The 26,886-nt window shown below is 62.9% G+C and carries 28 protein-coding genes; 19 read left to right on the top strand and 9 right to left on the bottom strand.

The genetic code is table 11. The features are described from left to right. The first annotated feature begins 5 nt into the window (after positions 1-5). Positions 6-917: a uracil-DNA glycosylase family protein gene (locus tag VHO05_RS11985; RefSeq protein WP_329646810.1), complete on the top strand. Its 912-nt coding sequence runs from the start codon at positions 6-8 to the stop codon at positions 915-917. Between the two features lie 21 nt (positions 918-938). Continuing rightward, positions 939-1,481 carry a molybdenum cofactor biosynthesis protein B gene (gene moaB / locus VHO05_RS11980; RefSeq protein WP_329646809.1) on the top strand — a complete coding sequence of 181 codons (543 nt, stop codon included), beginning with the start codon at positions 939-941 and terminating at the stop codon, positions 1,479-1,481. Positions 1,482-1,508: 27 nt separating this feature from the next. Here moaB and zigA read toward each other — a convergent pair whose 3' ends face one another. Together zigA and VHO05_RS11970 are read right to left on the bottom strand one after the other, a co-directional pair. Further along, a complete protein-coding gene (gene zigA / locus VHO05_RS11975; RefSeq protein WP_329646808.1) occupies positions 1,509-2,765 on the bottom strand; it encodes a zinc metallochaperone GTPase ZigA in 1,257 nt (418 codons plus the stop codon). Positions 2,766-3,039: 274 nt separating this feature from the next. Next, on the bottom strand, positions 3,040-3,747 hold the full coding sequence (locus VHO05_RS11970) for a TIGR04283 family arsenosugar biosynthesis glycosyltransferase (RefSeq protein WP_329646807.1): 708 nt from the start codon (positions 3,745-3,747) through the stop codon (positions 3,040-3,042). A gap of 142 nt (positions 3,748-3,889) precedes the next feature. Between VHO05_RS11970 and VHO05_RS11965 the strand changes: the two genes are divergently transcribed. From VHO05_RS11965 to VHO05_RS11950, 4 genes are all read left to right on the top strand, one after another. Beyond that, positions 3,890-5,020 (top strand): PA0069 family radical SAM protein, encoded by a 1,131-nt coding sequence (locus tag VHO05_RS11965; RefSeq protein WP_329646806.1) that lies wholly within the window; start codon positions 3,890-3,892, stop codon positions 5,018-5,020. A 72-nt stretch (positions 5,021-5,092) separates the two neighbouring features. Then, positions 5,093-5,743 carry a ribonuclease HII gene (locus tag VHO05_RS11960; protein ID WP_329646805.1) on the top strand — a complete coding sequence of 217 codons (651 nt, stop codon included), beginning with the start codon at positions 5,093-5,095 and terminating at the stop codon, positions 5,741-5,743. Positions 5,744-5,931: 188 nt separating this feature from the next. Beyond that, positions 5,932-7,635 carry a YbaL family putative K(+) efflux transporter gene (gene ybaL, locus VHO05_RS11955; RefSeq protein WP_329646804.1) on the top strand — a complete coding sequence of 568 codons (1,704 nt, stop codon included), beginning with the start codon at positions 5,932-5,934 and terminating at the stop codon, positions 7,633-7,635. 325 nt (positions 7,636-7,960) lie between these two features. Then, on the top strand, positions 7,961-9,175 hold the full coding sequence (locus VHO05_RS11950) for a site-specific DNA-methyltransferase (protein ID WP_414653778.1): 1,215 nt from the start codon (positions 7,961-7,963) through the stop codon (positions 9,173-9,175). An 81-nt stretch (positions 9,176-9,256) separates the two neighbouring features. Here the strand turns inward: VHO05_RS11950 and VHO05_RS11945 are convergent, their stop codons facing one another. Together VHO05_RS11945 and mutY are read right to left on the bottom strand one after the other, a co-directional pair. Then, on the bottom strand, positions 9,257-9,706 hold the full coding sequence (locus tag VHO05_RS11945) for a DUF2846 domain-containing protein (RefSeq protein ID WP_329646803.1): 450 nt from the start codon (positions 9,704-9,706) through the stop codon (positions 9,257-9,259). Positions 9,707-9,910: 204 nt separating this feature from the next. After that, positions 9,911-11,029: an A/G-specific adenine glycosylase gene (gene mutY / locus VHO05_RS11940; protein WP_329646802.1), complete on the bottom strand. Its 1,119-nt coding sequence runs from the start codon at positions 11,027-11,029 to the stop codon at positions 9,911-9,913. Between the two features lie 233 nt (positions 11,030-11,262). Here mutY and VHO05_RS11935 point away from each other — a divergent pair, with 233 nt between their 5' ends. The 9 genes from VHO05_RS11935 (at position 11,263) to atpF (ending at position 19,856) form a co-directional block, all read left to right on the top strand. Further along, complete coding sequence (locus VHO05_RS11935) at positions 11,263-11,718, top strand: DUF721 domain-containing protein (RefSeq protein WP_329646801.1); 456 nt, start codon at positions 11,263-11,265, stop codon at positions 11,716-11,718. A gap of 163 nt (positions 11,719-11,881) precedes the next feature. Continuing rightward, positions 11,882-12,559, top strand: a complete 678-nt coding sequence (locus VHO05_RS11930; protein ID WP_329646800.1) for a DsbA family protein — start codon at positions 11,882-11,884, stop codon at positions 12,557-12,559. 45 nt (positions 12,560-12,604) lie between these two features. Further along, a complete protein-coding gene (locus VHO05_RS11925; RefSeq protein ID WP_329646799.1) occupies positions 12,605-13,438 on the top strand; it encodes a DsbA family protein in 834 nt (277 codons plus the stop codon). Positions 13,439-13,525: 87 nt separating this feature from the next. Further along, complete coding sequence (gene smc, locus VHO05_RS11920) at positions 13,526-16,984, top strand: chromosome segregation protein SMC (protein ID WP_329646798.1); 3,459 nt, start codon at positions 13,526-13,528, stop codon at positions 16,982-16,984. A gap of 196 nt (positions 16,985-17,180) precedes the next feature. Next, positions 17,181-17,600 (top strand): AtpZ/AtpI family protein, encoded by a 420-nt coding sequence (locus VHO05_RS11915; RefSeq protein ID WP_329646797.1) that lies wholly within the window; start codon positions 17,181-17,183, stop codon positions 17,598-17,600. A gap of 61 nt (positions 17,601-17,661) precedes the next feature. Further along, positions 17,662-18,378 carry a F0F1 ATP synthase subunit A gene (locus VHO05_RS11910; protein WP_329647516.1) on the top strand — a complete coding sequence of 239 codons (717 nt, stop codon included), beginning with the start codon at positions 17,662-17,664 and terminating at the stop codon, positions 18,376-18,378. Between the two features lie 96 nt (positions 18,379-18,474). After that, positions 18,475-18,699: a F0F1 ATP synthase subunit C gene (locus VHO05_RS11905; RefSeq protein ID WP_026867805.1), complete on the top strand. Its 225-nt coding sequence runs from the start codon at positions 18,475-18,477 to the stop codon at positions 18,697-18,699. An 82-nt stretch (positions 18,700-18,781) separates the two neighbouring features. Further along, positions 18,782-19,357 carry a F0F1 ATP synthase subunit B' gene (locus VHO05_RS11900; RefSeq protein WP_329646796.1) on the top strand — a complete coding sequence of 192 codons (576 nt, stop codon included), beginning with the start codon at positions 18,782-18,784 and terminating at the stop codon, positions 19,355-19,357. Positions 19,358-19,364: 7 nt separating this feature from the next. Further along, positions 19,365-19,856 (top strand): F0F1 ATP synthase subunit B, encoded by a 492-nt coding sequence (gene atpF, locus VHO05_RS11895; RefSeq protein ID WP_329646795.1) that lies wholly within the window; start codon positions 19,365-19,367, stop codon positions 19,854-19,856. Positions 19,857-19,920: 64 nt separating this feature from the next. Here the strand turns inward: atpF and VHO05_RS11890 are convergent, their stop codons facing one another. Both VHO05_RS11890 and VHO05_RS11885 read right to left on the bottom strand, forming a co-directional pair. Then, positions 19,921-20,487 (bottom strand): LysE family translocator, encoded by a 567-nt coding sequence (locus tag VHO05_RS11890; protein WP_329646794.1) that lies wholly within the window; start codon positions 20,485-20,487, stop codon positions 19,921-19,923. Between the two features lie 125 nt (positions 20,488-20,612). Further along, on the bottom strand, positions 20,613-21,269 hold the full coding sequence (locus tag VHO05_RS11885; RefSeq protein WP_329646793.1) for a hypothetical protein: 657 nt from the start codon (positions 21,267-21,269) through the stop codon (positions 20,613-20,615). Positions 21,270-21,438: 169 nt separating this feature from the next. On the opposite strand from VHO05_RS11885, the gene ispH reads away from it, so the two are divergent. The 3 genes from ispH to rnhA are packed head-to-tail and all read left to right on the top strand — an operon-like array spanning position 21,439 to position 23,870. Then, positions 21,439-22,413 carry a 4-hydroxy-3-methylbut-2-enyl diphosphate reductase gene (gene ispH / locus VHO05_RS11880; protein ID WP_329646792.1) on the top strand — a complete coding sequence of 325 codons (975 nt, stop codon included), beginning with the start codon at positions 21,439-21,441 and terminating at the stop codon, positions 22,411-22,413. Between the two features lie 36 nt (positions 22,414-22,449). Then, positions 22,450-23,421 (top strand): homoserine kinase, encoded by a 972-nt coding sequence (locus tag VHO05_RS11875; RefSeq protein WP_329646791.1) that lies wholly within the window; start codon positions 22,450-22,452, stop codon positions 23,419-23,421. Continuing rightward, on the top strand, positions 23,418-23,870 hold the full coding sequence (rnhA, locus tag VHO05_RS11870; RefSeq protein ID WP_329646790.1) for a ribonuclease HI: 453 nt from the start codon (positions 23,418-23,420) through the stop codon (positions 23,868-23,870). Before VHO05_RS11875 ends, rnhA begins: the two co-directional genes overlap by 4 nt. 80 nt (positions 23,871-23,950) lie before the next feature. On the opposite strand, the gene VHO05_RS11865 is transcribed toward rnhA, so the two are convergent. From VHO05_RS11865 to VHO05_RS11855, 3 genes are all read right to left on the bottom strand, one after another. Then, complete coding sequence (locus tag VHO05_RS11865) at positions 23,951-24,490, bottom strand: hypothetical protein (protein WP_329646789.1); 540 nt, start codon at positions 24,488-24,490, stop codon at positions 23,951-23,953. 177 nt (positions 24,491-24,667) lie between these two features. Continuing rightward, a complete protein-coding gene (locus VHO05_RS11860) occupies positions 24,668-25,150 on the bottom strand; it encodes a peroxiredoxin (RefSeq protein ID WP_329646788.1) in 483 nt (160 codons plus the stop codon). Positions 25,151-25,218: 68 nt separating this feature from the next. Then, positions 25,219-26,028, bottom strand: a complete 810-nt coding sequence (locus tag VHO05_RS11855; protein ID WP_329646787.1) for a protein-disulfide reductase DsbD domain-containing protein — start codon at positions 26,026-26,028, stop codon at positions 25,219-25,221. 213 nt (positions 26,029-26,241) lie between these two features. On the opposite strand from VHO05_RS11855, the gene VHO05_RS11850 reads away from it, so the two are divergent. Further along, positions 26,242-26,853 carry a YqgE/AlgH family protein gene (locus tag VHO05_RS11850; RefSeq protein ID WP_329647515.1) on the top strand — a complete coding sequence of 204 codons (612 nt, stop codon included), beginning with the start codon at positions 26,242-26,244 and terminating at the stop codon, positions 26,851-26,853. Positions 26,854-26,886 lie beyond the last annotated feature (33 nt).

The raw sequence follows: 26,886 nt of genomic DNA, 5'->3' as shown, positions 1-26,886 counted from the left end.
GCCCCATGCAATCCGAAACCGACATGCGCGCCCTGGCCGCCCTCCTCGATTGGTACCGGGAGATGGGCGTCGACACCGCCGTGGACGAAGCGCCCGTGGACTGGCTCGCGCGCGGCGAAGCAGTGCCGGGACGGGATTTCCGCTTGCCTGCCCGGGAAGGGGAGGCACCTCCCACGCGCGGCGCACCCGAATTCAAATCGGCTCCGCCGATACCAGGAGAGCGCGAGCCGCCTCGCCCCGCACCCCAGCGCACCGCCCCACAAAGGCCCGCACCCGCATTCGATCCGCGTCCGGGCTTCTCGCCGAAACCACCGGACGCCGCTGAGCTCGCGGCCCGCTCAGCCGCCAAGAGCGCTCCGAACCTGGAAGCCCTGGAAAGCGCCCTTCGCGGCTTCGATGGCTGCGGCCTCAAAGCCACCGCCAAGAACCTCTGCTTCTACCGCGGGGCCCCCAAGGCACGGCTGATGATCATCGGTGAGGCGCCAGGCAGCGAGGAGGATCGCGAGGGCCGCCCCTTCGTCGGGCGCGCAGGCCAGCTGCTCGACAAGATGCTGGCCGCAATCGCGCTCAAGGAGCCGGATGTCCATATCACCAACGTCGTCTATTGGCGCCCGCCCGGAAACCGCACACCGACGCCGCAGGAAACCCAGGTCTGCAAACCGTTTCTCGAACGCCAGATGGAACTGGTGGAACCGGATGTCGTGGTGCTGCTCGGCGGCGCGGCCGCAAAGCACGTGCTCGACGTCACGGACGGCATCATGCGCGTACGCGGCAAGTGGCGCGAAATCCAGATCGGAGGCCGCGCCGTTAAAGCCATGGCAACGCTGCACCCCGCCTATCTGCTTCGCACCCCGGCAGCGAAACGCCACGCCTGGCGCGATCTGCTCGCGGTCCAGTCCGCACTCGAAAACCGCTGAAAGCTTCGGACGCATTGATCCATGACCCGCCTCGACGACACGCGCCCCTTCATCCCGCTGCGCATCGCCATTCTCACGATGTCGGACACACGCACGGCTGCCGAGGACAAATCCGGCGATACGCTGGCGGAGCTTGCCACGACCTCTGGCCATTCCGTTGCCGCGCGCGCCTTGCTCAAGGATGACGCCCAGGCGATCCGGGCGAAGGTTGCGGGCTGGATTGCTGACCCAGCTGTCGACGTAGTCATCACGACCGGCGGCACCGGCTTCACCGGCCGCGACGTCACGCCCGAAGCCGTAAAGCCGCTCTTCGAAAAAGAAATCGAGGGCTTCTCGATCCTCTTCCACCATATCTCGTTTCAGTCGGTGGGCACGTCGACGATCCAGTCGCGCGCGTGCGGCGGCATCGCGCGCTGCACGTTGATCTTCTGCCTGCCGGGCTCCACAGGGGCCTGCAAGGATGCCTGGAACGGTATCCTCAAGTGGCAGCTCGACAACCGCCACCGCCCCTGCAATTTCGTCGAGATCATGCCCCGCTTCGAGGAGCACCGGGCGAAGTCCTGACGCGCAGGATTTTGCCCGGCATGAGCCTCACGCGGCTTCTTTCCCCCACACCGGGAATGGATCGTCCAACTCCAGCCAGGCTTTCGCATCGACGGGCCCCGATTGGGCCATCGGCAATAGACAGGCATCAAGCGCGGCGATGACCGCCGCCTTGTCCATCTCCCGCGTTCCGATGAAGACAAGCTCCTGCCGCCGATCACCCCACTGTTTGTGCCAGCCCTTGCGGATACGAATCTGGGTGGCTTCGTCGTCGGGCCACCTATTCTTCGGCACCGCCGCCCACCAGTAACCGGCAGCCTCGTGACGAACGAGTGGACCGGCCTGCGAGAGCTCCCCCACCCAGGCCGGGCGCGTGGCGAGCCAGAAGAAGCCCTTGGCCCGCACGACACCTAGCCAGGGCGTATTGAAAAACGCATGCAGCTTGGCAGGATCGAACGGCCGCCGCGCCCGGTAGACAAAACTCGAGATCCCGTACTCCTCCGTTTCTGGCTGGTGGTCGCGAAACCCGTTGAGTTCTCGGAACCAAGTCGGGTGCCGGTGCGCGGCTTCGAACGAGAAGAGCCCCGTGTCGAGGATGTCGCTGAGCGCGACTTTGCTGTGGCTGGTCTCGATGATCCGCGCATCCGCGTTGAGCGCGCGAATGATCGCGCGCGCGGCTTCGATCTCGGCAGGTTCCGCAACGTCGATCTTGTTCAGGATGATGACGTCCGCGAACTCGATCTGCTCGACCAGCAGCCCCACCAACGGACGGTCGTCTTCGTCCCCGGCAACCTCACCACGATCCGCGAGAAAGTCGCGGGAGGAATAGTCTTTGAGCAGGTTCGCGGCATCGACGACCGTAACCATCGTATCGAGACGCGAAACGTCGGAAAGGCTTGCGCCGGCTTCATCCCGGAACTCGAATGTCGCGGCTACCGGCAGCGGCTCCGCGATGCCGGTCGATTCGATCAGCAGATAGTCGAACCGGCCCTCGGCCGCGAGACGGCGCACCTCGGCCAAGAGATCCTCCCGCAGCGTGCAACAGATGCAGCCGTTGCTCATTTCGACGAGCGCTTCCTCTGTACGCGAGAGGTTGGCGCCGCCCCGGGCGACGAGCGCCGCGTCGATGTTCACTTCGCTCATATCGTTGACGATGACCGCGACCTTGCGCCCTTCGCGGTTGTTGAGGATGTGATTGAGGAGCGTCGTCTTCCCCGCGCCGAGGAACCCCGAGAGCACTGTGACCGGCAATCTCCGGTCCACACCTGCGCCGTCACCCAAATGGTTGATGATGCCCTGATCCAAATAAGCTGCTCCTCTCGCCGGAACTTCCATGTGACTCCAAGTTTCAACCGACCCCAAATCTGCGACGTGGCCCACGCGAAGGGGCCCGCCAACAGCGGCATCCGTTGCAGCCTTCTAATTTTCGGATATTATAACATCCGTCAAGATGTTTTGAACGGCGAGCCCGACGGGACACGCTGGCTTGCGATGAGCGAAAGGGGATAGGGCCAATAAAACTGCGAGGAGGAAAATCCCGCCACTTATGCGCCGCGACTAACCGCTCGCGGTGAAGATCTCACCCCGCAGGCGCAGACGACTTGTAGAAATTGGCGATCGTCCTCACCGGGACGCCGAGCAGATAGAGCCCAAGGCAGGCCTGGTTGCGCGCCATGCGTGAAACATAGCCGTCGCGACGATAGTGCTCGCCGCTCGTTACGGCGCGTGCGTTGAGCAGGGCGATACGCCTACGCCCTAGGCGGCGCACGAGATCGACGTCTTCCATCACCGGCATTGAGCCGAAACCACCAACCTCGTTGTAGAGAGCGCGCGAAATCAGAAGCCCCTGATCACCGTGCGGGAGCTTGAGCAGCCCTGTCCGCAGCGAAACAAGACGTTCCAGTGTGCGCGGCAGGACGCCTTCATCATCGAGCGTGAACTGGAAGCTCGCAGCCGACGGCCGCCGCCGCCCGCTTTCGACGCGTTCGATGTGCAGCCCCGCTTCCCGCTCCCAGCCCGCGTCGAGATAGATGTCGGCATTGAGAAACAGCAGCCAAGAGAACCTAGCGCGCTCGGCACCGGCCTTCAGCTGGGCACCACGCCCCATCGGCGCTTTGACGATGTCCGCCCCGGACCCGTCGGCGATTTCCAGTGTCCGGTCTGTCGAACCGCCGTCCGCGATAATGACCTCTCGCACCAGGCCTTCGACCGCCGCCGGCACGAGCGACGAGAGTGTCTGAGCCAAGTGGGCTTCGGCGTTGAGCGTAGGTATCACGACGGAAATCATGGCCCTGTCTTGCACCAACTCACGAAACCCAACAAGCCACACCCGCGCCACACAAGAACTAGAACGCACACAGATCACTCAAGACCTCCGAGATGAAATCTGTTCTTTATTTGTTCTCATTCTTGGTTTAGGTTCATGGGCCATGACCCATCCAGAGCGTCAAAGGCCAAACCCGCTTGTTCGTTCGGAAACCGCGCCGGAAAGCGCGGTCGATGAGACGCGGCGGCGTGGCCGCGGGGCGCGTTCCAACCATTCGGGCCGCTTCGAGAGCGAGCGGCGGCTGGGCTTCGACGACGGCTGGGAAAGCCTCGGAGAGCTGGATCCATTTCGCACCGAGGTTTACGAGGAGCCGGCGCGCTCTATCATCACCACCAACAAAAGTCCGGACATCTCCTTCGACCAGTCGATCAACCCCTATCGGGGGTGTGAGCACGGCTGCACGTACTGCTATGCCCGGCCGACCCATTGCTACCTCGGCCACTCGGCAGGTCTCGACTTTGAAACCAAGCTCTACGCCAAAACGAACGCGGCGGAGTTGCTTGAGAAGGAGTTGGCCAGCAAGGGCTACACGCTAAAGGTCATTGCGCTCGGCACGAACACCGATCCCTATCAGCCGATCGAGCGCGAGCGGCGCATTACACGGCAAATTCTCGAAGTCCTTGAGCGCGCAAACCATCCAGTTGGGATCGTCACCAAATCCGCTCTCGTGCTCCGCGACCTGGATATCCTTTCGCGCATGGCATCCCGAGGCCTCGCGAAGGTCGCACTCTCCGTGACGACACTCGACCGCCGCATTGCCCGCGCCATGGAACCGCGCGCGACCACGCCACCGAAACGGCTCGAAGCCATTCGCGGACTCGCCGAAGCAGGCGTGCCGGCCGCGGTCATGGTCGCGCCCATCGTCCCCGGCCTGACCGACAGCGAAATCGAAGGCATTCTTGAAGCGGCCCATGAGGCGGGTGCCACCGAAGCGGGCTATGTGCTCCTGCGACTACCGCTCGAAATCAAGGACATCTTCCGCGAGTGGCTGGCGAGCGAGTTTCCCGATCGCGCCGACCGCGTCATCAATCTTCTGCGCTCCATGCACGGCGGACAGGACTATGTCGCCGAGTTTGGACGCCGCCAAAAAGGCAACGGCCCCTATGCCGATCAGATCGCGCTTCGCTTCCGGCTGGCCTTGAAACGCCTTGGCCTAAACGAGCGCCGCCAACCGCTTCGCCTCGACCTCTTCTCGCGCCCGGTAGCCAAAGGCCAGCAGATGCCCTTGCTCTGACCGCTGACTGCGGGACCCTTTCTATCCACAGCCCGCTTTGACACAAGTCCTGCCACCCGTAACGCTAGCGCTATGCGGGTGGATGATTCTAGAATTGTGCCGACTTTCGAGCTTGAGGCTGCGGAGCTAATGCTTGCAGGCGGGCCCATCGCAGGTATCGACGAAGCTGGACGTGGCCCCTGGGCCGGACCGGTTGTCGCTGCCGCCGTCGTGCTCGATCCCAACCGCATCCCGCAGGGCATCGACGATTCAAAGGCGCTCGACGCCGAGGATCGGGAACGGTTGTTCGAGCGCATAAAGGTGACGGCGCTCGCAATCGGCGTCGGCATTGGCGAAGTCGACCGCATCGATCGCGACAATATTCTCGCCGCCACGATGTGGGCCATGGGCGAAGCGGTGAGCAAGCTCTCTTGCAAGCCCCGTCTCGCTATAGTCGACGGCAACCGCGCGCCCCGGCTCAAATGCGAGACACGCACCATCGTCAAAGGCGACGCCAAGTGCCTCTCGATTGCAGCCGCCTCCATCGTTGCCAAGGTCACACGCGACCGCCTGATGATCGAGCTCGCGCGCGGCTGTCCCGGCTACGGCTTCGAGCGCCACAAGGGATACGGCACGCCCGAGCATCGGGCGGCGCTCGCCCGCCTCGGTATCACGCCGCATCACCGCCGGTCGTTCAGGCCGGTGCAGCTCGCCCTAGGACTGGCCGAAGCGGAAGCGTCATAGTGCGCCACGCCATTCTGCGTCGCACACCGGCATTGCCACTGCACACCCACGGGTAGCGCGCGAGCACGCAAATGCTCAAAAAGTCAACACGGCGGCGCGTAACATACCTTGCGTTTTATCGCTCCGCCTGAGATCGTTCACCCAGACGAACATCTTTTCACCCTGAACCACGGGACAACAACCGAAGGATGCCGCATCACACGCCGCTCATCGCGACGATCGTTATTGGTTTGGCTCTAGCCTTTGTCTTTGGCGCGTTGGCCCACCGCCTGCGCATATCTCCCCTCGTCGGATATCTCGTCGCCGGCATCGCTATCGGCTCGCACACACCCGGCTACGTAGCAGACCAAAACCTCGCCAACGAGCTCGCCGAGATCGGCGTCATTCTGCTCATGTTCGGCGTCGGACTTCACTTCTCCATGAAGGAGCTGTGGGCCGTGCGGAACATCGCCGTGCCGGGCGCTGTCGTTCAGATTGCCGTCGCGACGCTTCTCGGTGCCGGCCTCGCACATGTATTGGGATGGTCGGCGGGCGCGGGACTTGTCTTCGGCCTCGCGCTGTCGTGCGCGAGCACCGTCGTGCTTCTACGCGCGCTCCAGGAACGCCGCCTCATAACAACAGAACGCGGTCAGATCGCCGTTGGCTGGCTCATCGTAGAGGATCTCGTGATGGTCCTCACGCTGGTTCTTTTACCGGCCATCGCACCTTTGCTTGGCGGCAGCAGCGGAGACGGCGAGGCGGCCGGAGCGTCATCCCTGAATGTCGGACAGCTCCTCGGCACCGTCGCCTTCACGATTAGCAAGGTGATCGCATTCGTTGCCATCATGATGCTGGTGGGACGTCGCGTCATTCCGTGGATTCTTCACTACACGGCCCATACCGGATCGCGAGAGCTGTTTCGCCTTGCCGTGCTGTCCATTGCACTCGGCGTCGCTTTCATCGCGGCCAAACTCTTCGGTGTCTCCTTCGCACTCGGTGCGTTCTTCGCCGGCCTGATCTTGAGCGAGTCGCAGTTGTCGCAGCAGGCCGCCAACGAAAGCTTGCCCCTGCGTGACGCGTTCGCGGTTCTGTTCTTCGTCTCCGTCGGGATGCTGTTCGATCCCCAAATTCTGGTCACCCAGCCGGCGGCCGTCGCCGCGACTTTGCTCATCATCACCATCGGTAAGTCTCTTGCGGCTTTCGCAATCGTGCGGGCCTTCGGCCATCCGCTCGGCACGGCCTTCACGATTTCGGCGAGCCTCGCTCAGATCGGCGAGTTCTCGTTCATCCTCGCCGCGCTTGGCATGAGCCTCGGACTTCTTCCCGCTCCCGGCCGCGATCTCATTCTCGCCGGCGCCTTGTTGTCCATCCTCGTCAATCCGCTGTTTTTCTACGGCCTGGATCACCTGAAACCATGGCTCGAGAAAAAAGATGCTCACCATGAGGGGAAAGCTGCTGAGCCAGAGGTGGAGGAAGCGGAGCCCATCCATGTCACGACACTGGAAGGGCACACGATCGTCGTCGGCATCGGGCGCGTCGGCAAGCGCATTATCGATGGCCTCGCGTCCGGATCCACGCCCCTCTATGTGATCGATGAGAGCGACGAGGAGATCAAACGCCTCCACGCGCGCGGCATCGAAGGTATCGCAGGAAGCGCGACGACACTGCTTCACGCCGCGAACCCTGCCAAAGCCGCTACGATGATTGTCGCCATTCCGAGCAACTTTGAAGCAGGTCAGGCGATCGAGCAAGGCAGAGCTGCCAACGCGGGGATGCCGATCATCGGACGCGCGCAAACCGAGGCCGAGGCCGACTATCTGCGCAGCTACGGTGCCACCGAGGTCGTCATCACGTCCGACACGCTCGCGGACGCGATCCTGGGGAGCTACCGCAAAGTGCGCGAAACCGGCTAGCGCAGCGGATCCCGAGTTTGTCAGGAGCCGGTCGATCGCGCGGCAGTCGCACGCTCAAAGTAGAGGTCGAACGCTTTTTCTCGACAGCTCGCGCGCCTAACCGTTTGATGCGGAATCCTTATCCGATCGCGTCGCAAATCAGCCGGCGCGATCACTCATGTTCGCCCTCCGTTCGCCGCAAACACGTGCGAGTCCATCAGAGGTCTCGCACTAAAAAATCCTTAAGCGCCCCTTCGCGAATTAACCGAATTTTAACCGCCCCATATTTAGATTCTATTAACCGTGGGACTGGTTTGTAATCGCGTTGGGTTCGTTTCATGGATCCCTGCCATCTGTGGTTCTTCTCAGTGAGTTGCGTCGAATGGGTATGCGTCGTGGTGCAAGTGCGGCTGCAGCAAATCGCAGCGGCATGGCCAGAGATCGGTCTCTGGCCCGAAATCGAATCCTGGTGGGAGACTGCCTCGACGAGCTTCGTCGAATACCGGATCGGAGCGTAGACCTCGTCTTCGCCGACCCCCCTTACAATCTTCAACTCTCGACCGAGCTTCTGCGTCCGAACAACACGCGCGTCGACGGCGTCGACGATGCGTGGGACAAGTTCGCATCGTTCGAAGAGTACGACCGCTTCACGCGCGCTTGGCTTGCGGAGTGCCATCGCATTCTGAAACCGGACGGCGCCATGTGGGTGATCGGCTCCTACCACAACGTCTTCCGTCTCGGCGCCGCGCTTCAGGATCTCGGCTACTGGATCCTGAACGACGTCGTATGGCGCAAGGTGAACCCGATGCCGAACTTCCGCGGCCGGCGCTTCACCAATGCACACGAGACACTGATCTGGGCCGCCCGCGATCAGAAGTCCCGCTACACGTTCAACTACGAAAGCCTCAAGGCGTCGAACGACGACCTGCAGATGCGCTCCGACTGGCTGTTCCCGATCTGCTCGGGCCCCGAGCGGCTCAAGGACGACGGCGGCCGCAAAGCCCATCCCACCCAGAAGCCCGAAGCGCTTCTCCATCGCGTCATTCTTGCGACGACCAACCCCGGCGACGTCGTGCTCGATCCCTTTTTCGGCACCGGCACCACGGGCGCCGTTGCCAAACGCCTCGGCCGCAACTGGGTCGGCGTCGAACGCGATCCGGATTACGCCAAGGCCGCCGAAGAACGCATCGCCAAGGTGAAACCACTGTCGGAATCGGTCCTCGAAACGCAGCCGTCGAAGCGTTCCGAGCCGCGCGTGCCATTCGGCACCATCATCGAGCTCGGCATTCTGCGTGCCGGCGCGAAACTCTACGACGAGCGTCGCACCGTGCGTGCCGAGGTGAAAGCCGACGGCACGCTCGCGGTCCCTGGCAGCCGCGGCTCGATCCATCGCCTCGGCGCCGTCGTGCAGGGCAAGACCGCGTGCAACGGCTGGACCTTCTGGCACTACGAGCAGGAAGGCGTCCTGCATCCGATCGACGCTTTGCGCGAGCGAGCGAAAACTGCGCTTGGACTCTCCGCCACGAAGGGCGAGATTCCGCAGGTCATCGCCGCCGAGTAGCGTCCAGCGCGGGATCCGGAGGTCGTTCGCCTGCGGTCGGGCCTGATGCTTTGGGTCCCGCGCTGTTAATCCGCCGCTGCCTCAGCAGCTGCTTTCCAGCTTGTGGAGCGCCGCAGTCTCGTTGCGGCCTTGCGTCTCGGTCACTTGATTGAGAGTAACGACGCCAACGGTGAGCCCCATCTTGGGTTCAGCCTGAAGGTAAGTCGTCGTTCCAGGTTTGAGATCAAGCTCCCACGTGTCGGTGCCTCCGCCAAAGTTGACGTTGAGCGCGAAGTTTCCAACAGAGACCCGATGCTTGCCCGGGGTAACCTCGCAAACGACGAAACCATTCGGGGTGCTGATGCCGACCTTCTTGTTGTCGACATTGTAGTCCGGCTGCACCGCAAACCCCATTGCGTTCGTCCGGTAGATGACGAGTCTCGCGGTTTGGGGATTGATGCTACCGGTAAGGAGCTCGCGACCTGTAGGACCGGAAGAGGCACAACCCGCAAGCGCCATCAGAGCGCAGAGCGGCGCATTCTTTATCTTCATCCCCAGCCCCCGAAGCCCATGTCGCGTAAACAGCGGGACTTCTAGCCGAGGGAATCATGCGATGCAAAGTATGCTGACGAACTTATGCAGCTCTTTCATCGCCGAGCGTTCGATCTTGTCCCCCGTAGAGGCCTTGGATCGCAATTGCCGCCAGCACATCCCTCGCCGCGATTGCCCCTTCGGCAATCGGCGGCTCTTTGACCCTCACTGCTCCTTGAGAGCGTGTGCGATGACCTTCGCCATGACGGACGGCAGCGCGGCGCTGCCGAGGTCGCGCCGCGCAACCCACCGGCACCGCTCGGGGCTCGACCAGAATGTCAGGCTCGCATTCACCGGCACGATGGCACGCAGCACCATCAGCTCCAGGCGGAAGTGCGTGAACGTGTGACTGACGACACCGGGCACCGGCCACCAGTCCGCCTTGACCGGCTGCGCCGTCAGCGCCTGATCGACCGGCAGCCAGTCATCGCCCCAGTCCGTTGACGGCACCTCCAGCATGCCGCCGAGCAAGCCCGCCTCGGGCCGCTTCCGCAGCAGCACCTGGCCATCCTCGCGAAGCGCGAGAAAAGCAATGCCATACCGCACCGGCCGGTCGGCTCTGACGAGTTTCACCGGAAGCTGCGTCTCGATGCCGAGCGCGTGCGCATGGCAATCCTGCTGCAACGGGCACATCAGACAGGACGGTTTCTTAGGCGAGCAGATCGTTGCGCCTAGATCCATCATTGCCTGCGCGAAATCGCCGGCCCGCCGCTGCGGCGTGAGACTGGCCGCAAGCCGTTTGATCTCGCGCTTTGCCGATGGCAGCGGCCCCTTGAAGGCGAACAGGCGCGAGACAACGCGCTCGATGTTGCCATCCACAGGCGTCGCGGGCTCGCCGAACGCGATCGCGGCAATCGCAGCCGCCGTATAGGGCCCGATGCCTGGCAGTTTCAGGAGAGCCGCTTCGCTGCGCGGGAACTGCCCGCCGTAGTCAGCGAGCACGGCCTGCGCACACTTGTGCAGATTGCGGGCACGCGAGTAGTACCCGAGCCCCGCCCACGCTGCGAGCACGTCGTCGAGATCGGCGGCAGCCAACTGGGCGACACTCGGCCAGCGTTCCAGAAACCGCTCGTAGTAGGGAATGACCGCCTTGACCGTCGTCTGCTGCAGCATGATCTCGCTGAGCCAGACGCGATAGGCGTCGATCCGGCGTCCGCGTTTCCCGCGCCAGGGAAGGTCGCGCCGCTCGCGATCGTACCAGTCGAGCAACGCCGCCACCGTGTCCGGCCCAGCCGGCCGGAGCGGCAGTTGCTTGCGCGCCACAGCTCTCACCCCGTTCCCCATCGGAACCCGTCTCCCTCTTCGAAGACGCTGCGAATCACACCCATGATGGTAGGGCTCTGCAACAGCCGTGCATACGATTGCGAGACAACTTGGCCGTAAAGCTCACAGAAAAACCGAGAAAATCGTCTCTCCCTCACCCGGCGCGACGGCACCTGCCGCTCGTCAGCAGTGAGCGGCGATTCGCGTCGCCGCCCACGGCCCGCTTTGTGTCGGTTAAAGCGGTGGGCAGCTTCGTGCCGACGCTGACCAAGAAGGCCTTCGAAAAATTCGGCTTCTCAACCGCCACGCTGATCACCGACTGGACTCGCATCGCGGGCGCGGAACTGGCGGCCTACACGATCCCCGACAAGCTCAAGTGGCCACGTGGAACTGAGGCTGCAAGCCTCGCGGACGACGAGGGCGAGCGCCGCGGCGCCACGCTGATCCTGCGCGTCGATCCGGCGCGCGCACTCGACGTCGAATACCGCGCGCGCCAGATTATCGACCGCATCAACGCCTACTTCGGCTACCGTGCCGTCGAGGTCCTCAAACTGGTGCAGGCCCCCGTCGAGAACCGATCATCTTCAGCCGCCCAAGCCGCGCCTTCGGTCGCGACGTCTCCGTCCGGCCCATCCGACGATCCGCTGCTCGCCGCCCTGGCACGCCTCGAAAAGGGCGTCATGCGGGACCTGGCCAAGCGCCGCGCTTAACCCTCTTCTCCTGATCGGATTGGACTTTTCCCCCGTCATTCAAATGGCGTTCAGCAGGGATTTGCCTTAATCGGATGCCGCGCCCATGTTATCAGCCAGACCCTGAAACGAAGGCGCCCGGGGATATGCCCTGTTGGAAGCGCACGACCATAGGAGTGAGACGATGAACGTTCTGAGCCGGCTCGATCGCCGCCAGGCCCTGCAGGCCGGAGCCGCTTTGGCCGGGCCGGCATTGGTGGGCTTTTCGCTTCCCGCATTCGCGCAGCGCGCGCAGGGACCGACCGAAGTTCCTGTCGATCAGCTCATGAAGACCGGTGACCTTCCGGATCTCGCGCAGGGTTCAGAAAACGCTAAGGTGACCATCGTCGAATACGCGTCCATGACCTGCGGCCACTGCATGCACTTCCACACGACGGTCTTCCCCGAGATCAAGAAGAAGTACATCGACACCGGCAAGGTCCGCTTTGTCTTTCGCGAGTTCCCGCTCGACGCGCGTGCCTTCGCGGCCTCCATGCTTGCGCGCTGCGCCGGCCCCGACAAGGCGATGCCTTTGATCAAGGTCCTCTTTGAAAAGCAGGAAGAATGGGCCTTCGTGAAGACCAACCCGACGCCGAAGCTCTTCGAGATCGCCAAGCAAGCTGGCTTCACGCAGGAAAGCTTCGACAAGTGCCTGACGGATCAGAAGCTGCTCGACCAGCTCACCGCCATCCACACCAAGGCCAACGAGACCTTCGGCGTGAATGCGACGCCGAGCTTCTTCATCAACGGCAAGCGCCTGCAGGCCGCGCCAACGATCGAGGAGTTCGAGAAGGTGCTCGAACCGCTGCTGGCTCAGGGCTGATCGGCGGCTGAGGGGCGAAGCCGCATTTCCGGAGGAGGGGACGAGATGGGTGAAGCCCGGAGCGTGACGGTGGCGCGAGCGTTCGCCGTCGCGGCCCTCGCGGGTCTTCTGCTCTCGGCCTGCTCCGGCAACGGACCCGGTTCGTCCGGACTATCCGCCGCCGGCACGCCCCCCTCCACCTCCACCGAGCAGGCGAACGCCGGGAGCGCCTTCCCCGATGGATCAGGCGCAAAATCCGAAGACACGCCATTCAGCCCCTTCGGCTCGATCCCGGATCCAAGCCAAGGCGGACGCCAAGTCCTTGAAAACCCGACCATCGCCGACGTCATGATGGCGGGCACGCTGCCGGAAATGGCGCTCGGCAAGGCGAACGCCCCGGTCACGATCGTTCAGTACGCCTCGCTCACCTGCCCGCATTGCCAGGCCTTTCACCGCGAGACGTTCCCGGAGTTCAAGCGCACCTACATCGACACCGGCAAGGTGCGCTACATTCTGCGCGAGTTTCCGATCGGCAAGCAGTCCGGCAACGCCACCGTTGCGTTGCGCTGTGCCCCACCCGATAAGTACTTCACGCTCTATGGAAAATTCATGGAGCAACAGTCCTCATGGGTCTCCCAGGAGGTCCGCCTGGAGCCCATCTTCGTCGTCGCGAAGCAGGTGGGGATGACGCAGGCCCAGTTCGATTCCTGCCTTAAGAATCAGGCCATGATCGACGGGTTGAAGTGGGTCAAGGACCGCGGCAGGACTCTCGGCATCATCGGAACGCCGAATTTCTTTGTCCAAGGCAAGCTCGTGAAGAAGACGCTCACCATGAGCGACATCCGCGAGATGGTCGAGCCGCTGCTCCGGGGCCCAAGTGCGGCAATGGCGGCCCAGTAGCCGTCCGCTGAATGTGGGACAGTGTGCTTCCGGGAAGGTGCAACTGCGGCTTTCCGATACGAGGCACCATCAGGCAAAGCGCGCGTAATGAAGATCAGCCGCCTCAGGCTTCTGGGTTTCAAGTCCTTCGTCGAGCCGACCGAACTCATCATCGAGGGCGGCCTCACCGGCGTCGTGGGGCCGAACGGTTGCGGCAAATCCAATCTCCTCGAAGCGCTCCGCTGGGTCATGGGCGAGACCTCGCACAAAAGCATGCGCGCCGCCGCCATGGACGACGTGATCTTCTCCGGCACCACGAGCCGTCCCGCGCGCAACGTCGCCGAGGTGACCCTGTTCCTCGACAATAGCGAGCGCCAAGCCCCGGCCGAGTTCAACGACAGCGACGTGATTGAAATCACGCGCCGCATCGAGCGCGATGCCGGCTCCGCGTATCGCATCAATGGCAGCGAATCCCGCGCCCGCGACGTGAAAATCCTGTTCGAGGATGCCGCAACCGGCGCCCGTTCGCCCGCGCTCGTCCGTCAGGGTCAGATCTCGGAAATCGTCAACGCCAAGCCCGAGCAGCGCCGCCGCGTGCTCGAAGACGCAGCGGGCATCGCCGGGTTGCACAGCCGCCGGCACGAAGCCGAGCTGCGCTTGAAAGGCGCCGAACAGAACCTCGCCCGCATGGCGGACATCATGGGCCAGCTCGGCTCGCAGATCGAAAGCCTGAAACGCCAAGCCCGCCAGGCCCGCCGCTACAAGGACCTTTCGGAAGAGATCCGCCGCGCCGAAGCCCTGCTTGCGCATCTCTCTTGGATCGACGCCCAGTCGCTCGTCGAAACGGAAGAGCGCAATTTCGCCGAGGGTCTGGCCATCCTCGGCCGCGTGACAGAGGACGAATCCAAAGCAATCCGCGAGGAAGCCGAACTCGCCGAGACCATTCAGCCGCTGCGCGGGAAAGAGGCCGAACGCGGTGCTGCACTGAGCCGTATTCGCATCGAGACCGAAGGCCTCGCCAAAGAGGCCGCACGCTGCAGCGAACGCCGCCAGGAACTCGCCAAACTGGCTGGCGAGTTGGACAAGGATCTCGCCCGGGAAGCCCATCAGATATCCGAGGCAAAGGAGATCCTCGCCGGCTTCGATGTCGAGACCAAAGCCCTCGAAGATGCCGAAGCCGAGGCAGAGGCTGCGGAAGATCACATTCACGCGGCGGAGGAAGAGGCCGCTGCCACGCTCGAGGCAGCAGAAAAGGAACTTGCCGTCGTCACCGAACGCGCCGCTGAAGCGCGCGCGCGCCGCAAGACGCTCGAAACCGCCGAGGCCGAGCGCCACGCCGCCATCGCGAAGATCGATGCCAAGCTCGCGCAGCTCGTCCGCGACACGGAATCCGCCGCAGCGGGGGCCCCGGATTCGCTCAAGCTCGCCTCCATCACCGAGCAGGGACAACGGCTCGCACGCGAGATCTCGGCCATCGAGGCCGCAACCCTCGAAGCCGAAGACAAACTCGGCGATATCGCCGAAACCGCCCGCGTGCGCAGCGAGGAAGCACAAGCCGCCCGCATGGCGCTCTCGAAGCTCGTCACCGAGCGCGAGACGCTGCACAAGTTGGTTATGCCGACGTACGAAGACGGAATGCCGCCCGTTGTCGAGCAGCTACGCGTTGCTCCCGGATACGAAGCGGCACTCGTCGCCGCGCTTGGCGATGACCTCGATGCGCCGGTTCACGAGGACGCAGCTGTCCGCTGGCGCATGATTGAGGTCAGCCCTGAGGATGAAACTCTTCCTGCCGATGCTGAGCCGTTGAGCCTCCATGTCGGTGCACCTCCGGAGTTGCTGCGCAGATTGCGCCAGATTGGCGTTGTCTCGCGCGAGTTGGGCGCGCGTTTACAGCCGCATCTGAAGCAGGGCCAGCGCCTCGTCAGCCGCGAAGGCGACCTCTGGCGGTGGGACGGCTTCATCGCCGTCGCTGGCGGCATGACGCCCGCGGCCCAGCGCCTCGCCGAGCGCAACCGCCTGGCCGATATGTTCGAGCGCGAGAAGATGGCCCGCACCGAGGTGCAGCGCTTGACCGCACGCGACCAGGAGGCCACCGCCGCGCACACCGCGGCAGCTGCCGAGGAGAAACGCCTCCGCGCACTCTGGCGCGACACGCAGGCCCAGCATGTTGCGACCCGCGACGCCCTCGCTGCCATCGAACGTCAGGCGCGCGAGACCGAAGCCAAGTTGGTCGCGATCGCTGAAGCCCGCACGCGCGCCGAGTCGGACCGCACCGAATCACAAGCCGCGCTCGACCACATCGAGGACGAGCTTGCCCGCCTCGACGCTGAGGACGATCCCGCCGCTCGTCTGCCCGAGGTGCAAAAGACCGCTCAGGATCGCCGCACGGCGCTGTCCGTGGCGCAAGCGCGCGTCGCGACGCATGCGCGCGAGCGCGAAACGAGAAAACGGCGCACCGAAACCATCACAGCTGAACGGACTCGCTGGACGACGCGCAGTCAGAGCGCCTCCGAGCACATCGCCGCTCTCGAAGAACGCTGTGCGAAAACGAAAAGCGACGTCGCGGCGCTCGAGGAGGTCATTCCAGCGCTAGAGGACCGCCGCCAGAGCTTGCTGGGCGCACTCTCCGACGCTGAACAGGCCCGCAACGCCGCGGCCGACGACCTGGCCCGCGCGGAAAATGCGCTTCGCGCCGCCGCTCAAGCCCTCCGCGACAGTCAAGCCGCCGTGTCGGCCGCGCGCGAATCCCGGGCCCGCGTCGAAACCCGGCTCGAGGGCGCCCGCACGCGTCGCCAGGAAGAGTCCCGCCGTATCCGCGAGGCCCTGAACGTCAACCCGGACGAATGCCTCTCCCTGGCCGGTCTGACGTCGTCCGACACCCTTCCCGGCCTCGCCGAAGCCGACCGCGCGTTGCAGCGCATGAAGACGGACCGTGAACGCCTCGGCGGCGTGAACCTGCAGGCGGACGACGAGCTCAATGCGCTCCTTGAGCAGATGAGCGGCATGGAGACCGAGCGTGACGACGTCGAGCAGGCCATCGCCAAGCTCCGCGGCGCCATCGGTCAGCTGAACCGGGAAGGCAAGAAGCGGCTCGACGAGGCGTTCGAGACCGTAAATGGGCACTTCCAGCGGCTGTTCACGACCCTGTTCGGCGGCGGAGAGGCCCGGCTGGAGCTGATCGAAGGCGAGGATCCGCTGGAAAGCGGCCTGGAAATCATTGCCAAGCCTCCAGGAAAGAAGCCGGCGACCCTCTCGCTCCTTTCGGGTGGCGAGCAGACCCTGACCGCGCTGTCCCTGATTTTCGCGGTCTTCCTGACCAATCCGTCACCGATCTGCGTCCTCGACGAGGTCGACGCGCCGCTCGATGACGCCAACGTCGACCGGTTCTGCACACTGATGGAAAAAATGGCCGAGGAAACCGCGACCCGCTTCCTGGTCATCACCCATCACCCGATGACCATGATGCGCATGAACCGCCTGTTCGGGGTCACGATGGCGGAAAAAGGCGTGTCCCAGCTCGTCTCGGTGGATCTTGAAACCGCCAAATCCTTCCGCGAAGCCGGCTGAGTTCGCGGCCTCCCGAAGTAGAAATATGAACGGATTTGGCTGCCCTGCCGCCCCTCACCCTGCGCGGTTTAGCCGTACCCCCTTTGAGCTTGCAAAAATGTGGCCTTTGCTTGACACCGCTAGGGCTCCAGTTATGGTGCGCGCCGTTGGTAATCCGGCCGTTTCAGCCCACAGTCTGGCACGGACAGGGGATGCTATGTCGACGTCGAGCGATAACGAAAAACCGGCTCGCGGCGAGATTTCCCCCGAAGATCGGGAGTCGCTGAAGAAGCGTGCTTCTGACCTGGGCGCACGACTTGATCGGGTCAAGGCTGAGGCGCGAGCCAAGCAAGGTCCGGAGCCCGACAACGGGGCGCGAGGTGCGGCCCTGGGACAGGCGATGAAAATCGCCATCGAGCTTGTCGTCGGCGTTGCTGTCGGCGGGCTCATCGGCAAGGTGCTGGACGGCCAGTTCGGTACGGCGCCTTTGTTTTTGATCGTGTTCTTGATGCTCGGTTTTGCTGCCGGTCTCTTGAACATTGTGCGTACCGCCCGGCGCCTGCAGGCCGAGGCTGACCCCCTTCAGCGCAACGCGAAGGCGGTTTCTGACGACGAAGAAGACGACGACCGGAAGTAGGGGACGGACATTGGCTGAAGCGGCAGAAGTGGCGGGTCACGCGGCGGAAAACCATGGGCCCATGGCGCAGTTCGAGATTAAGCGGCTCATTCCGCTCGAGCTGTTTGGCTACGACATCTCTTTCACGAACTCGTCGCTCTACATGGTTCTGGCGCTGGTTCTGATTTCCGGCTTCCTGATCTTCGCCATGAACGGCCGCTCGCTCGTACCTGGCCGCATCCAGTCGATCGCCGAAAGCCTCTACGAATTCGTCGCCGGTATCGTGCGCGAAAACCTCGGCCAGGAGGGAATGAGATACTTCCCCTGGGTTTTCACGATCTTCATTTTCATTCTGACGCTGAACATGTTCGGCATGATCCCGGGCACTTTCACCGTCACGAGCCACATCATCGTCACCTTCGCCCTCGCTGCCATGGTCTGGATCACGGTCACGTTGATCGGCTTTGCGCGTCACGGCGCCGGATATCTCAAGCTCTTTGTGCCGCACGGCGTACCCCTTTGGCTGATGCCGTTGATCGTCCCGATCGAGCTCGTTTCCTATCTCATTCGCCCGATTAGCCTCTCGGTACGTCTGTTCGCCAACATGATGGCCGGACACACGATGTTGAAGGTGTTCGCGGGCTTCGCGGTCAGCCTTCCCTTTGTCGCCAAGGCTTTCCCAATCCTGTTTATCGCCGCGTTTACGGGCCTCGAGTTCCTCATCTCTTTCCTGCAGGCCTTCATCTTCACCGTGCTGACCTGCATCTACCTCAACGACGCGGTCAACATGCACCACTAACAAGCGCTGGAGGCCGGACCTGACGCATGCGTCTGGACCGGAGCAGAGCGTGCTGTTCTCAGTTTCAACCACTCAAAACTCTAAATGGAGACGACCATGGATCCCCAGGCAGCAAAGTTCATCGGCGCCGGCCTCGCCTGCTTCGCCCTCATCGGCGCTGGCATCGGCATCGGCAACATCTTCGGCAACTACCTGTCGGGCGCGCTCCGCAATCCGTCGGCTGCTCCGGGCCAGTTCACGAACCTGCTGATCGGCTTCGCTCTCGCTGAAGCAACCGGCCTCTTCGGCCTCCTGATCGCTCTGATCATCCTCTTCGGTTGATCAATGTCACTGGCGGCAGGCCAAGGACGCAGTACGATGCTGCGATCCATGGCCCGCTGCCTGCTCCTTATTGGAGATTATCATGCTTGCAGCGATGACCGCGCTCGTTGTGGCTGCTGTCGAAGTTGGAACCGACATCGCTGAGGCTCTCGACGAGCCCAAGGCGGGTGGCCTCCCGCAGCTTCATCAGCCCGACTTCGCACCGCAGCTTTTCTGGCTCGCGCTAACGTTTGCTCTTCTTTACTGGATCATGGCGAAGGTCGCGCTTCCGCGCATCGGCGAAGTGATCGAGGAACGCAAGGACCGCATCCAGCGCGATCTGGCGGCGGCTGAGCGTCTGAAGGGCGAAACCGACAAGGCGCTCCAGGGCTACGAAAAGGCTCTCGCCGATGCCCGTGGCAGCGCTTCGGCCATCGCGCGTCAGACCCGTGACTCTCTGAGTGCCGAGGTCGAGAAGGAACGCAAATCGGTCGAGGATCAGCTCGCGAAGAAGCTTGCTGACGCCGAAACCAGCATTGGCGCGACTAAGGACAAGGCTCTCGCAAGCGTCAAAGACATCGCCGGCGACACCGTCGTTTCGATCGTCGGAGCCCTGTCGAATGTCAATGTATCCAAAGACGAAGTAGACCGCGCCCTAGCCGCCAGCGCGGACAAGTGAGGCTCTCATGCTGAACCCAGCGAATCCCGAATTCTGGGTCCTGATCTCGTTCCTGCTGTTGATGGCTGTGTTCATCTGGAAGGGTGTACCCGGCCTGATCGGCAAAGTACTCGACCAGCGGGCAGCCGCAATCCGTACCGAGCTCGATGAGGCCCGCCGCCTGCGCGAGGAGGCTCAGCAGCTGCTGGCCGACTATCAGCGCAAGGCACGCGAAGCAGAAGACGAGGCCAAGTCGATCATCGACGCCGCCAAGCGGGAAGCCGAGGCTTTGGCCTCTGAAACTCGCAAGTCTCTGGCCGAGCAGGTCGAGCGCCGCACCAAGTCCGCGGAGGAGAAGATTGCCCGTGCCGAGGCGCAGGCAGTGAGCGACGTTCGCGCTGCCGCTGTCGATCTAGCGGTGAAGGCATCCGAAGCGATCTTGAAGGCAAAGATCGCGGGTGAAGCCGCCGTCTCGCTCGCCGACAACGCCATCCGCGATCTCAAGAGCAAGCTGAACTAAGCTTCTCGACAAGAACAATGCGAAAGCCGGGCCTCATCGCCCGGCTTTTTTTGTTTCGAACGCATCAGCCGCCGACGGCGATCAGTCCCGCAAAGCACGTGAGCACAGCGGCCGACACACGAGGAACGATACGCGGTGCCGACATCGACACCATCCGGCCGACGAGCGTTCCAAAAACGATCCAAGCGGACGCCACCACAACGACCATGCCCAGAAATGCGGCGACATAGGCTGCCGCATTGGGCTGCGAAAGTGGAATGACTCCGAATGCAAACACGATGGCCTTGGGGTTGAGCAGCGTCGTTATAAACACGCGATTTAAGCCGACGGGCCGGGCACACCCCATCGGTTCGTCTTGCCGCAACCACAGCTCGCGAGCTGCAACGAGCAGATAGGCGCCAACGAGAAGGCGCAACGCCGTTTTGATCTCTGGATATGCGCCGAGCAATGGTCCAAGCACTGCGTGGAGGCCGGCGATCGCTAGCGCGTACCCTGCGAGCTCCGCGCCAATAAGCACCAATGATCGACGCACACCGACGAGGGCGCCGGATGAGGCCAGCAAAGTGTTGGTCGGGCCAGGCGTGCCCAATATGGCGAGAACTGCGAGGGTGAACGGCAGAGGGTCTTGCATCGGTCTACGATCGCGGACCGCTGGTGACTGCACATTGATCTAGATCAGGCGCGTTCGCGATCGCTAGATCGCCCATGCGAGCCGATCAGCCCGATCCAATTCGTTGCCTTTGAAGATCGCGATAATCAGCCCGCGTTCGGGGTGTTGCGGTCGAAGCCCACATAGACCTCGAACTCGCCGGGCCGCGCACCTTCCGGCACGTTGAACGTGACAGTCCGCACAGCTGAGAAATAGCCGATCGGATTTTCGACCGCGACCGTCGCATCAACCCGAAGCTTGTCCGTCGTGATCCGCTCGCGCTTGGCATCCGTCACGAAGACGTTGATCGGCAAGGTGATCGGACCCGACTGACCGCGCGGTCCAAGCAGGATACGTCCCGAGAAGCCATACTTCACGGTCACCTGCGTGCCGTTCATCGAGCATTCGCGAGCCGTCTTGGTAATCTCGCCGCGATGCATGATGGCAAGGCCGTCGCCAACCCGGCCAGGCTCGTAAATTGTGAGATAGCTGTCGCGTGGCCACGTGACGAAGCGCGGGCAACCCGGCTGTGAGTCGCCGCCCGCAAATTGGGGAGCACCATCGCCGCCCGCCTTGGCTGCGGCGATCAGATCCTGCTCACTGACGCCCGTGGGCTCGGCACTGGCCGAGCCGCCGCCCAGGATACTCGTCCCAAGTCCTGACGTGACGGAAGACATGCCGCATCCGCCGAGCGAAACGGCTGCGGCGAGCGCAGCTGCGACTCCAATGGCCCCCGAGAGCTGCCTCATGACGGATTGCGCCATTCCGCTCCGATCCGCATAATCCCCGAACCCTGTTCGATCGTCGCGCGGGTGCCCCCACCCTGTCGCGCCGCTATTCTTCCAGGACCACCGACTCAAGCTCTATCATCCTTGTCTCGAACCACATAGTGGCCGCTCTGCCTTGACCCACACCATCCGAGGACACGCTCAAATGCCCCCTTCCAGCGCCGGACACCGACCGGCCTTGAACGTCCTCTTGGCGGCCCCGCGCGGCTTCTGCGCCGGCGTGGATCGCGCAATCCAGATCGTCGAGCTTGCCTTGGCCAAATTTGGCGCCCCTGTCTATGTGCGCCACGAGATTGTCCATAACCGATACGTGGTCGAGTCCTTGAAGGCCAAAGGTGCCGTTTTTGTGGAAGAACTCAACGAGATCCCGGAGACGGATCAGCCTGTGATCTTTTCAGCACACGGCGTGCCGAAGTCCGTTCCCTTGGCCGCGAAATCTCGAAATCTTTTCGCGATCGACGCCACCTGCCCTCTCGTTTTCAAAGTCCACATGGAAGCGAGCCGCCACCACGCCGAAGGCCGGAAGATCGTATTGATCGGCCACGCCGGCCATCCCGAGGTCGAGGGAACCACCGGGCAGCTCCCGCCCGGCTCGGTAACCCTAATTCAGACCGCCGCCGAGGCTGAATCTTTCGAAGCCGAAGATCCTGGCCGCCTCGCCTACGTCACGCAGACAACACTGTCCGTCGACGATACCGCCGAGATTGTCGCCATACTCAAGCGGCGCTTCCCGGCCATCGTCGGTCCGCACAAAGAGGACATCTGCTACGCCACGACCAACCGGCAGGCCGCAGTCAAAGCGATTGCCGGCAAGGTTGGCCTGACCATCGTCGTCGGGGCTCCGAACTCGTCCAATTCGTTGCGTCTCGTCGAAGTGGCCGAACGCGCGGGCTGTCCGAAAGCCATTCTTATCCAGCGCGCGGCTGACATCCCATGGGATCTCTTCGACGGCATCGAGGCGGTAGGCGTCACGGCCGGCGCATCAGCCCCGGAAACGCTGGTTGACGAAGTGCTCCAGGCGCTCCGCGAGCGTTTCGAAATTTCCGTCGATCAGGTAACGACTGCCAACGAACGCATTGCCTTCAACGTCCCTCGCGAGTTGCGTGAGCCCGCCGCCTGATCGGCCCCATCGTTCCAGACCCGAAAAGAAAACCCAATGGCCGTTTATACGGAAGTGACGGACGACGAGCTTTCGCGCCTCATCGCAGACTACGGTCTCGGCGAGTTGCTCTCCTACAAGGGCATCGCCGAGGGCGTCGAGAACACGAACTACATGGTCCACACCAGTGAGGGCACCTTCATCCTCACGCTTTACGAACGTCGCGTCGACACACGGGACCTTCCGTTCTTTTTAGGGCTGCTTGAGCACCTCAATCAGCGCGGCATCCGGTGCCCCCTTCCGGTCCACAACAAGCAAGGTCAGGTGCTGAGCGAAATCTCAGATCGCACGGCTGCGGTTGTCACCTTCCTGGAAGGTGTCTGGCCGCGACGCCCGCGAGCGGTTCACTGTACAGCCGTTGGCCAGGCCCTCGCCGGTCTTCATCTCGCGGGCAAGGACTTCGCGATGAAGAGAACGAACGCCCTCAGTCTCGAAGGCTGGCATGACCTGTACGACCGCATCGCCGCACGCGCCGACGAGATCGCCCGCGGCCTCGGCGATCTGATCGCCTACGAGCTGGCCTATCTTGACCGCGCATGGCCCAGGGATCTCCCGTCGGGTGTCATCCACGCGGATTTGTTTCCGGACAACGTGTTCTTCATCGGCGAGAACCTCTCGGGCCTCATCGACTTCTATTTCGCCTGCAATGACTCCTGGGCCTACGACTTGTCCATCTGTCTCAATGCGTGGTGCTTCGAGCCCGATTTTTCGTTCAACGCCACGAAGAGCCGCGCCTTGCTGGCGGCCTATCAGGCGGTCCGGCCTCTCACGGCCGCCGAACGCCTGGCTTTCCCGGTGCTCGCCCGCGGAGCCGCCCTGCGCTTTCTGCTGACTCGCGCCCACGATTGGCTGCACACCGACCGCAACGCGCTCGTGAAACCGCATGACCCGAACGCCTACGTCCGCCGGCTTCGCTTCCATCAGGAGGTGAAGTCGCCGAGCGAGTACGGACTGGAGGCCGCGTCATGAGCGACAAGAAGTCGATCGAGATCTATACGGACGGCGCCTGCTCCGGGAATCCGGGGCCGGGAGGCTGGGGCGCTATTTTGATCTGGGGCGATCACCGCAAGGAGATCAAAGGCGGCGAGGCCCAGACGACCAACAACCGCATGGAGCTGATGGCCGCCATTTCAGCGCTGGAGGCGTTGAAGGTAGGGGTCGAAGCCGACCTCTATACGGACAGCTCCTATGTCCGGAATGGCATCTCGAGCTGGATTCACGGCTGGAAGAAAAACGGCTGGCGGACGGCCGACAAGAAGCCCGTAAAGAATGTCGAGCTGTGGCAGCGCCTTGAGAAGGCCCTGGGCCAGCATCGCGTCACGTGGCACTGGGTGAAGGGCCATGCCGGTCACCCGGAGAACGAGCGCGCCGACGAATTGGCCCGTGAAGGCATGGCCGAGTTCAAGGCCACGCGCTAATCCCACAGCCACTGAAACACAAAGGCCGCCAACCGGGAGCCGGTTGGCGGCCTTTTGTCCGATGCTTAGGCCAAGTAGCCTTAGCCCATGCGGAACACGGCTCCAGCGACCGAACGGGCGCGCGTGCGGACTGCGCCGCCGTCGTTGCCGGAGCGAACGAGCCACTGGCCGTTCGAAGCGCGGCCGACGATCTCGCCGACGTGATGGCGCCAGACGACCACTGCGCCGACCTGCGGACCGCTCGGGCTGCCCCACTTGCTCCAGTTCCAGGCGAGGTTCAGGTGAGCGCCGCCGCCGCGTTGTGTGCGCATCCACCAGCCGCACCAGGCGCGGGGACGCGGACCAGCGCCGTGGCTGCCGCTCGAGGAATAGGACGCCTCCGCGGTGTGGCGGCGCGCAGCGTAGCGCACGTGCTGACCACGGTTGCGCGACGCGGTGCGCTGCCTCTTGGCGGAACGCGGCGCTGCGCGCTCGCCCCGCTCGGCAACGGAGGAAGAAGAATGCTGAACGAAAGGATTCCAGCTGTCGTGGGCGTGCTCGCGAGACGGACGCGCATCGGCAGACGTCGCGCCGGCGAACACCAAAAGAGTCGCCGCCACGGCGAATACGTTCTTTCTCATCTCTTAGGTCCCCTACATATGCTTACTGAAAGCTTACTGAACACAGCGCCAGTCGCATGAGCAAAGGGCAGAAACAAGGAAACGGAACGCAAGCGCGGCAATATGTCCACGTCGCCGCAACCAAGTCTGGATGCAGCGCAACCAAGTATTTTCGAAGTATTTGTGAGCGAGTTTTACTTAGAAAGACGCAAGAACCTTCTCCGCCGTAGCGTTAACATGCTCAGGAGGACTGTTTTCGATCGCGAGATATTTTACCACCCCGTCCTCGACAATCATTGCGTATCGCTGGGAGCGTGTGCCGAGCCCGAACGGTGTAAGATCAACGTTGAGACCCAACGCTTTCGCGAAATCGGCGTTCCCATCGGCGAGCATGGTGATGCCATCGGCGCCGCGCGCCTTGGACCAGGCGTTGAGAACGAACACGTCATTGACCGCCGTACACGCGATCGTGGACACGCCCTTTGCCTTGAGTGCGTCGAGAGCGCCGATGAAACCTGGAAGGTGCTGCTCGCTGCAGGTCGGCGTGAAGGCACCCGGCACGGCAAAGAGCACGACCGTCTTTCCGTCGAACAGCTCGCGCGTCGATACGGGCTTCGGGCCCCCCTCCCCCATCACCGCGAACTTGGCATCCGGCAGCTTGTCGCCAACTTTGATGGTCATCGGTTCTCTCCTGCATGTGAATTCGGGATAGGATTTGCCGTCGGCAGCATGGGCGCTGCGGCCCGGCCCTACTGGGCGGGAAAAGTCGCGAACGAAGATCCGGTTTCACCAACCAGCGTAACGGTGATCGGCTTGCCCTTGAGCGCTTCAAGATCGACGTCGGGACCCAGCGCAGCCTCGAACGTTACCTGTCCGCCCTTCGGATCGCCCACCTTCTCAGGAAGCGGGAGAAAAAGGCCGTCTGGCGCTTCGAGGAAGGCATCAGCGCCCTCGGCTCCTTGAGGAAAACGGGCTTCGACCGTTATTTTGGGGACGGCCCCCGTCAATTCCGATTGAGCGCGCAGCAGCACTGGATCACCGGGCTTGAGCTGATCTTGGGCGCGCGGAACGCTGGCGAGCGCTTCGAGCGCTTCCTGAGAAGCCGCTTCGGCCGGCTTTGCCGGTATGTCGAGGGCGAGTTCGAGTTCGACCGGAATACAGATGTCTTTGCAGATGCCGTAGTGGAGCTCGGCAACGAGGGAGATCGGTTTCTCTGCGCTCTCGGGAGTGAGAACGACGGGAAGCACAAGCCCGCCGTCATAGCCGATCGTATTGCCCGACTTGTCTGTGAAACGCTGCGGAGCCGGATACCTGACGTCCGCCGACGCAAGATTCGAAGATTTCGACCAATCGAACGAAGGCGGCAACCCTCCGGCATCTCCCGGAGTGCGCCAATAGGTTTTCCAGCCCGGCTGCAGTTCGATTTCAACGAATGCGAAACGCGTCGCACCCTGCTCGGCACCCGTTTGCCCCGAAACAAGCCGCGCTTGCGTCTTATGGCCCTGAACCCACAGAGAGCTGGCTGCAAAGGCGTGCGGCGCTACGCTTGAAGCCGCCACAACAAGAGCAAATATAGATCTGAGGCTGCGACAAATGACAGGTGACAGCGGAACCTTCATGAGGGATTGGCCTTTTCTGGCACTGTAACGTGCACACATAACTAGCACATCGGCTGGGATTATCCGGAAAGCGGTGCGGATGCAGGCCTTTCTAGATACCCGAGAAAACGCGGCTTCACAGATAACCGCCGCGAGGGCTACTCTCTCTTGATCATGACACCACAATCGAAACGAAAACGACGTACCGATACCTTTCTCAAGGGGCAGCTTCTTGTGGCCATGCCGCTCATGACGGATCGGAGGTTCGCGCGGTCTGTCATCTATATGTGTGCCCACTCCGATGACGGCGCAATGGGCCTGATTATCAATCACCGCGCCGATCACATCAGCTTCCCGGATCTGCTCGAACGGCTCGGCATTGTTCCGCAGGGCGCTGAAGACGGCATTTCGAACGACATCCTCGAACGGCATGTCCACGTCGGCGGTCCGGTTGAGACCGGTCGAGGTTTCGTTCTGCATTCGTCGGACTACCACTCGACGGAGTCGACTCTGCCGATCGACCGCGACGTCAGCCTCACTGCATCGATCGATATCTTGAAGGCCATTGCTGCCGGCGAAGGACCAGTTCATGCGATCCTGGCTCTCGGCTATGCAGGCTGGTCCGCCGGCCAACTCGAAAGCGAGATCCAAGCCAACGGCTGGCTCCATTGCCCACCCGATCTCAACTTGCTTTTCGACACCGACGTCGAAGACAAATACGCGCGCGCACTCGCCAAGATCGGCGTCGACCCGTCGCATCTCGTGAGCGATGCCGGGCACGCCTGAGCACTGCTCCTGCGCAGCATACGTCTCAAGCTA

Source organism: Hyphomicrobium sp., from assembly GCF_036262015.1.
Taxonomy (GTDB): Bacteria; Pseudomonadota; Alphaproteobacteria; order Rhizobiales; family Hyphomicrobiaceae; genus Hyphomicrobium_C.
Note: the sequence above shows the minus strand (reverse complement) of the source record. Positions and strands in the feature narration are given on the sequence as shown.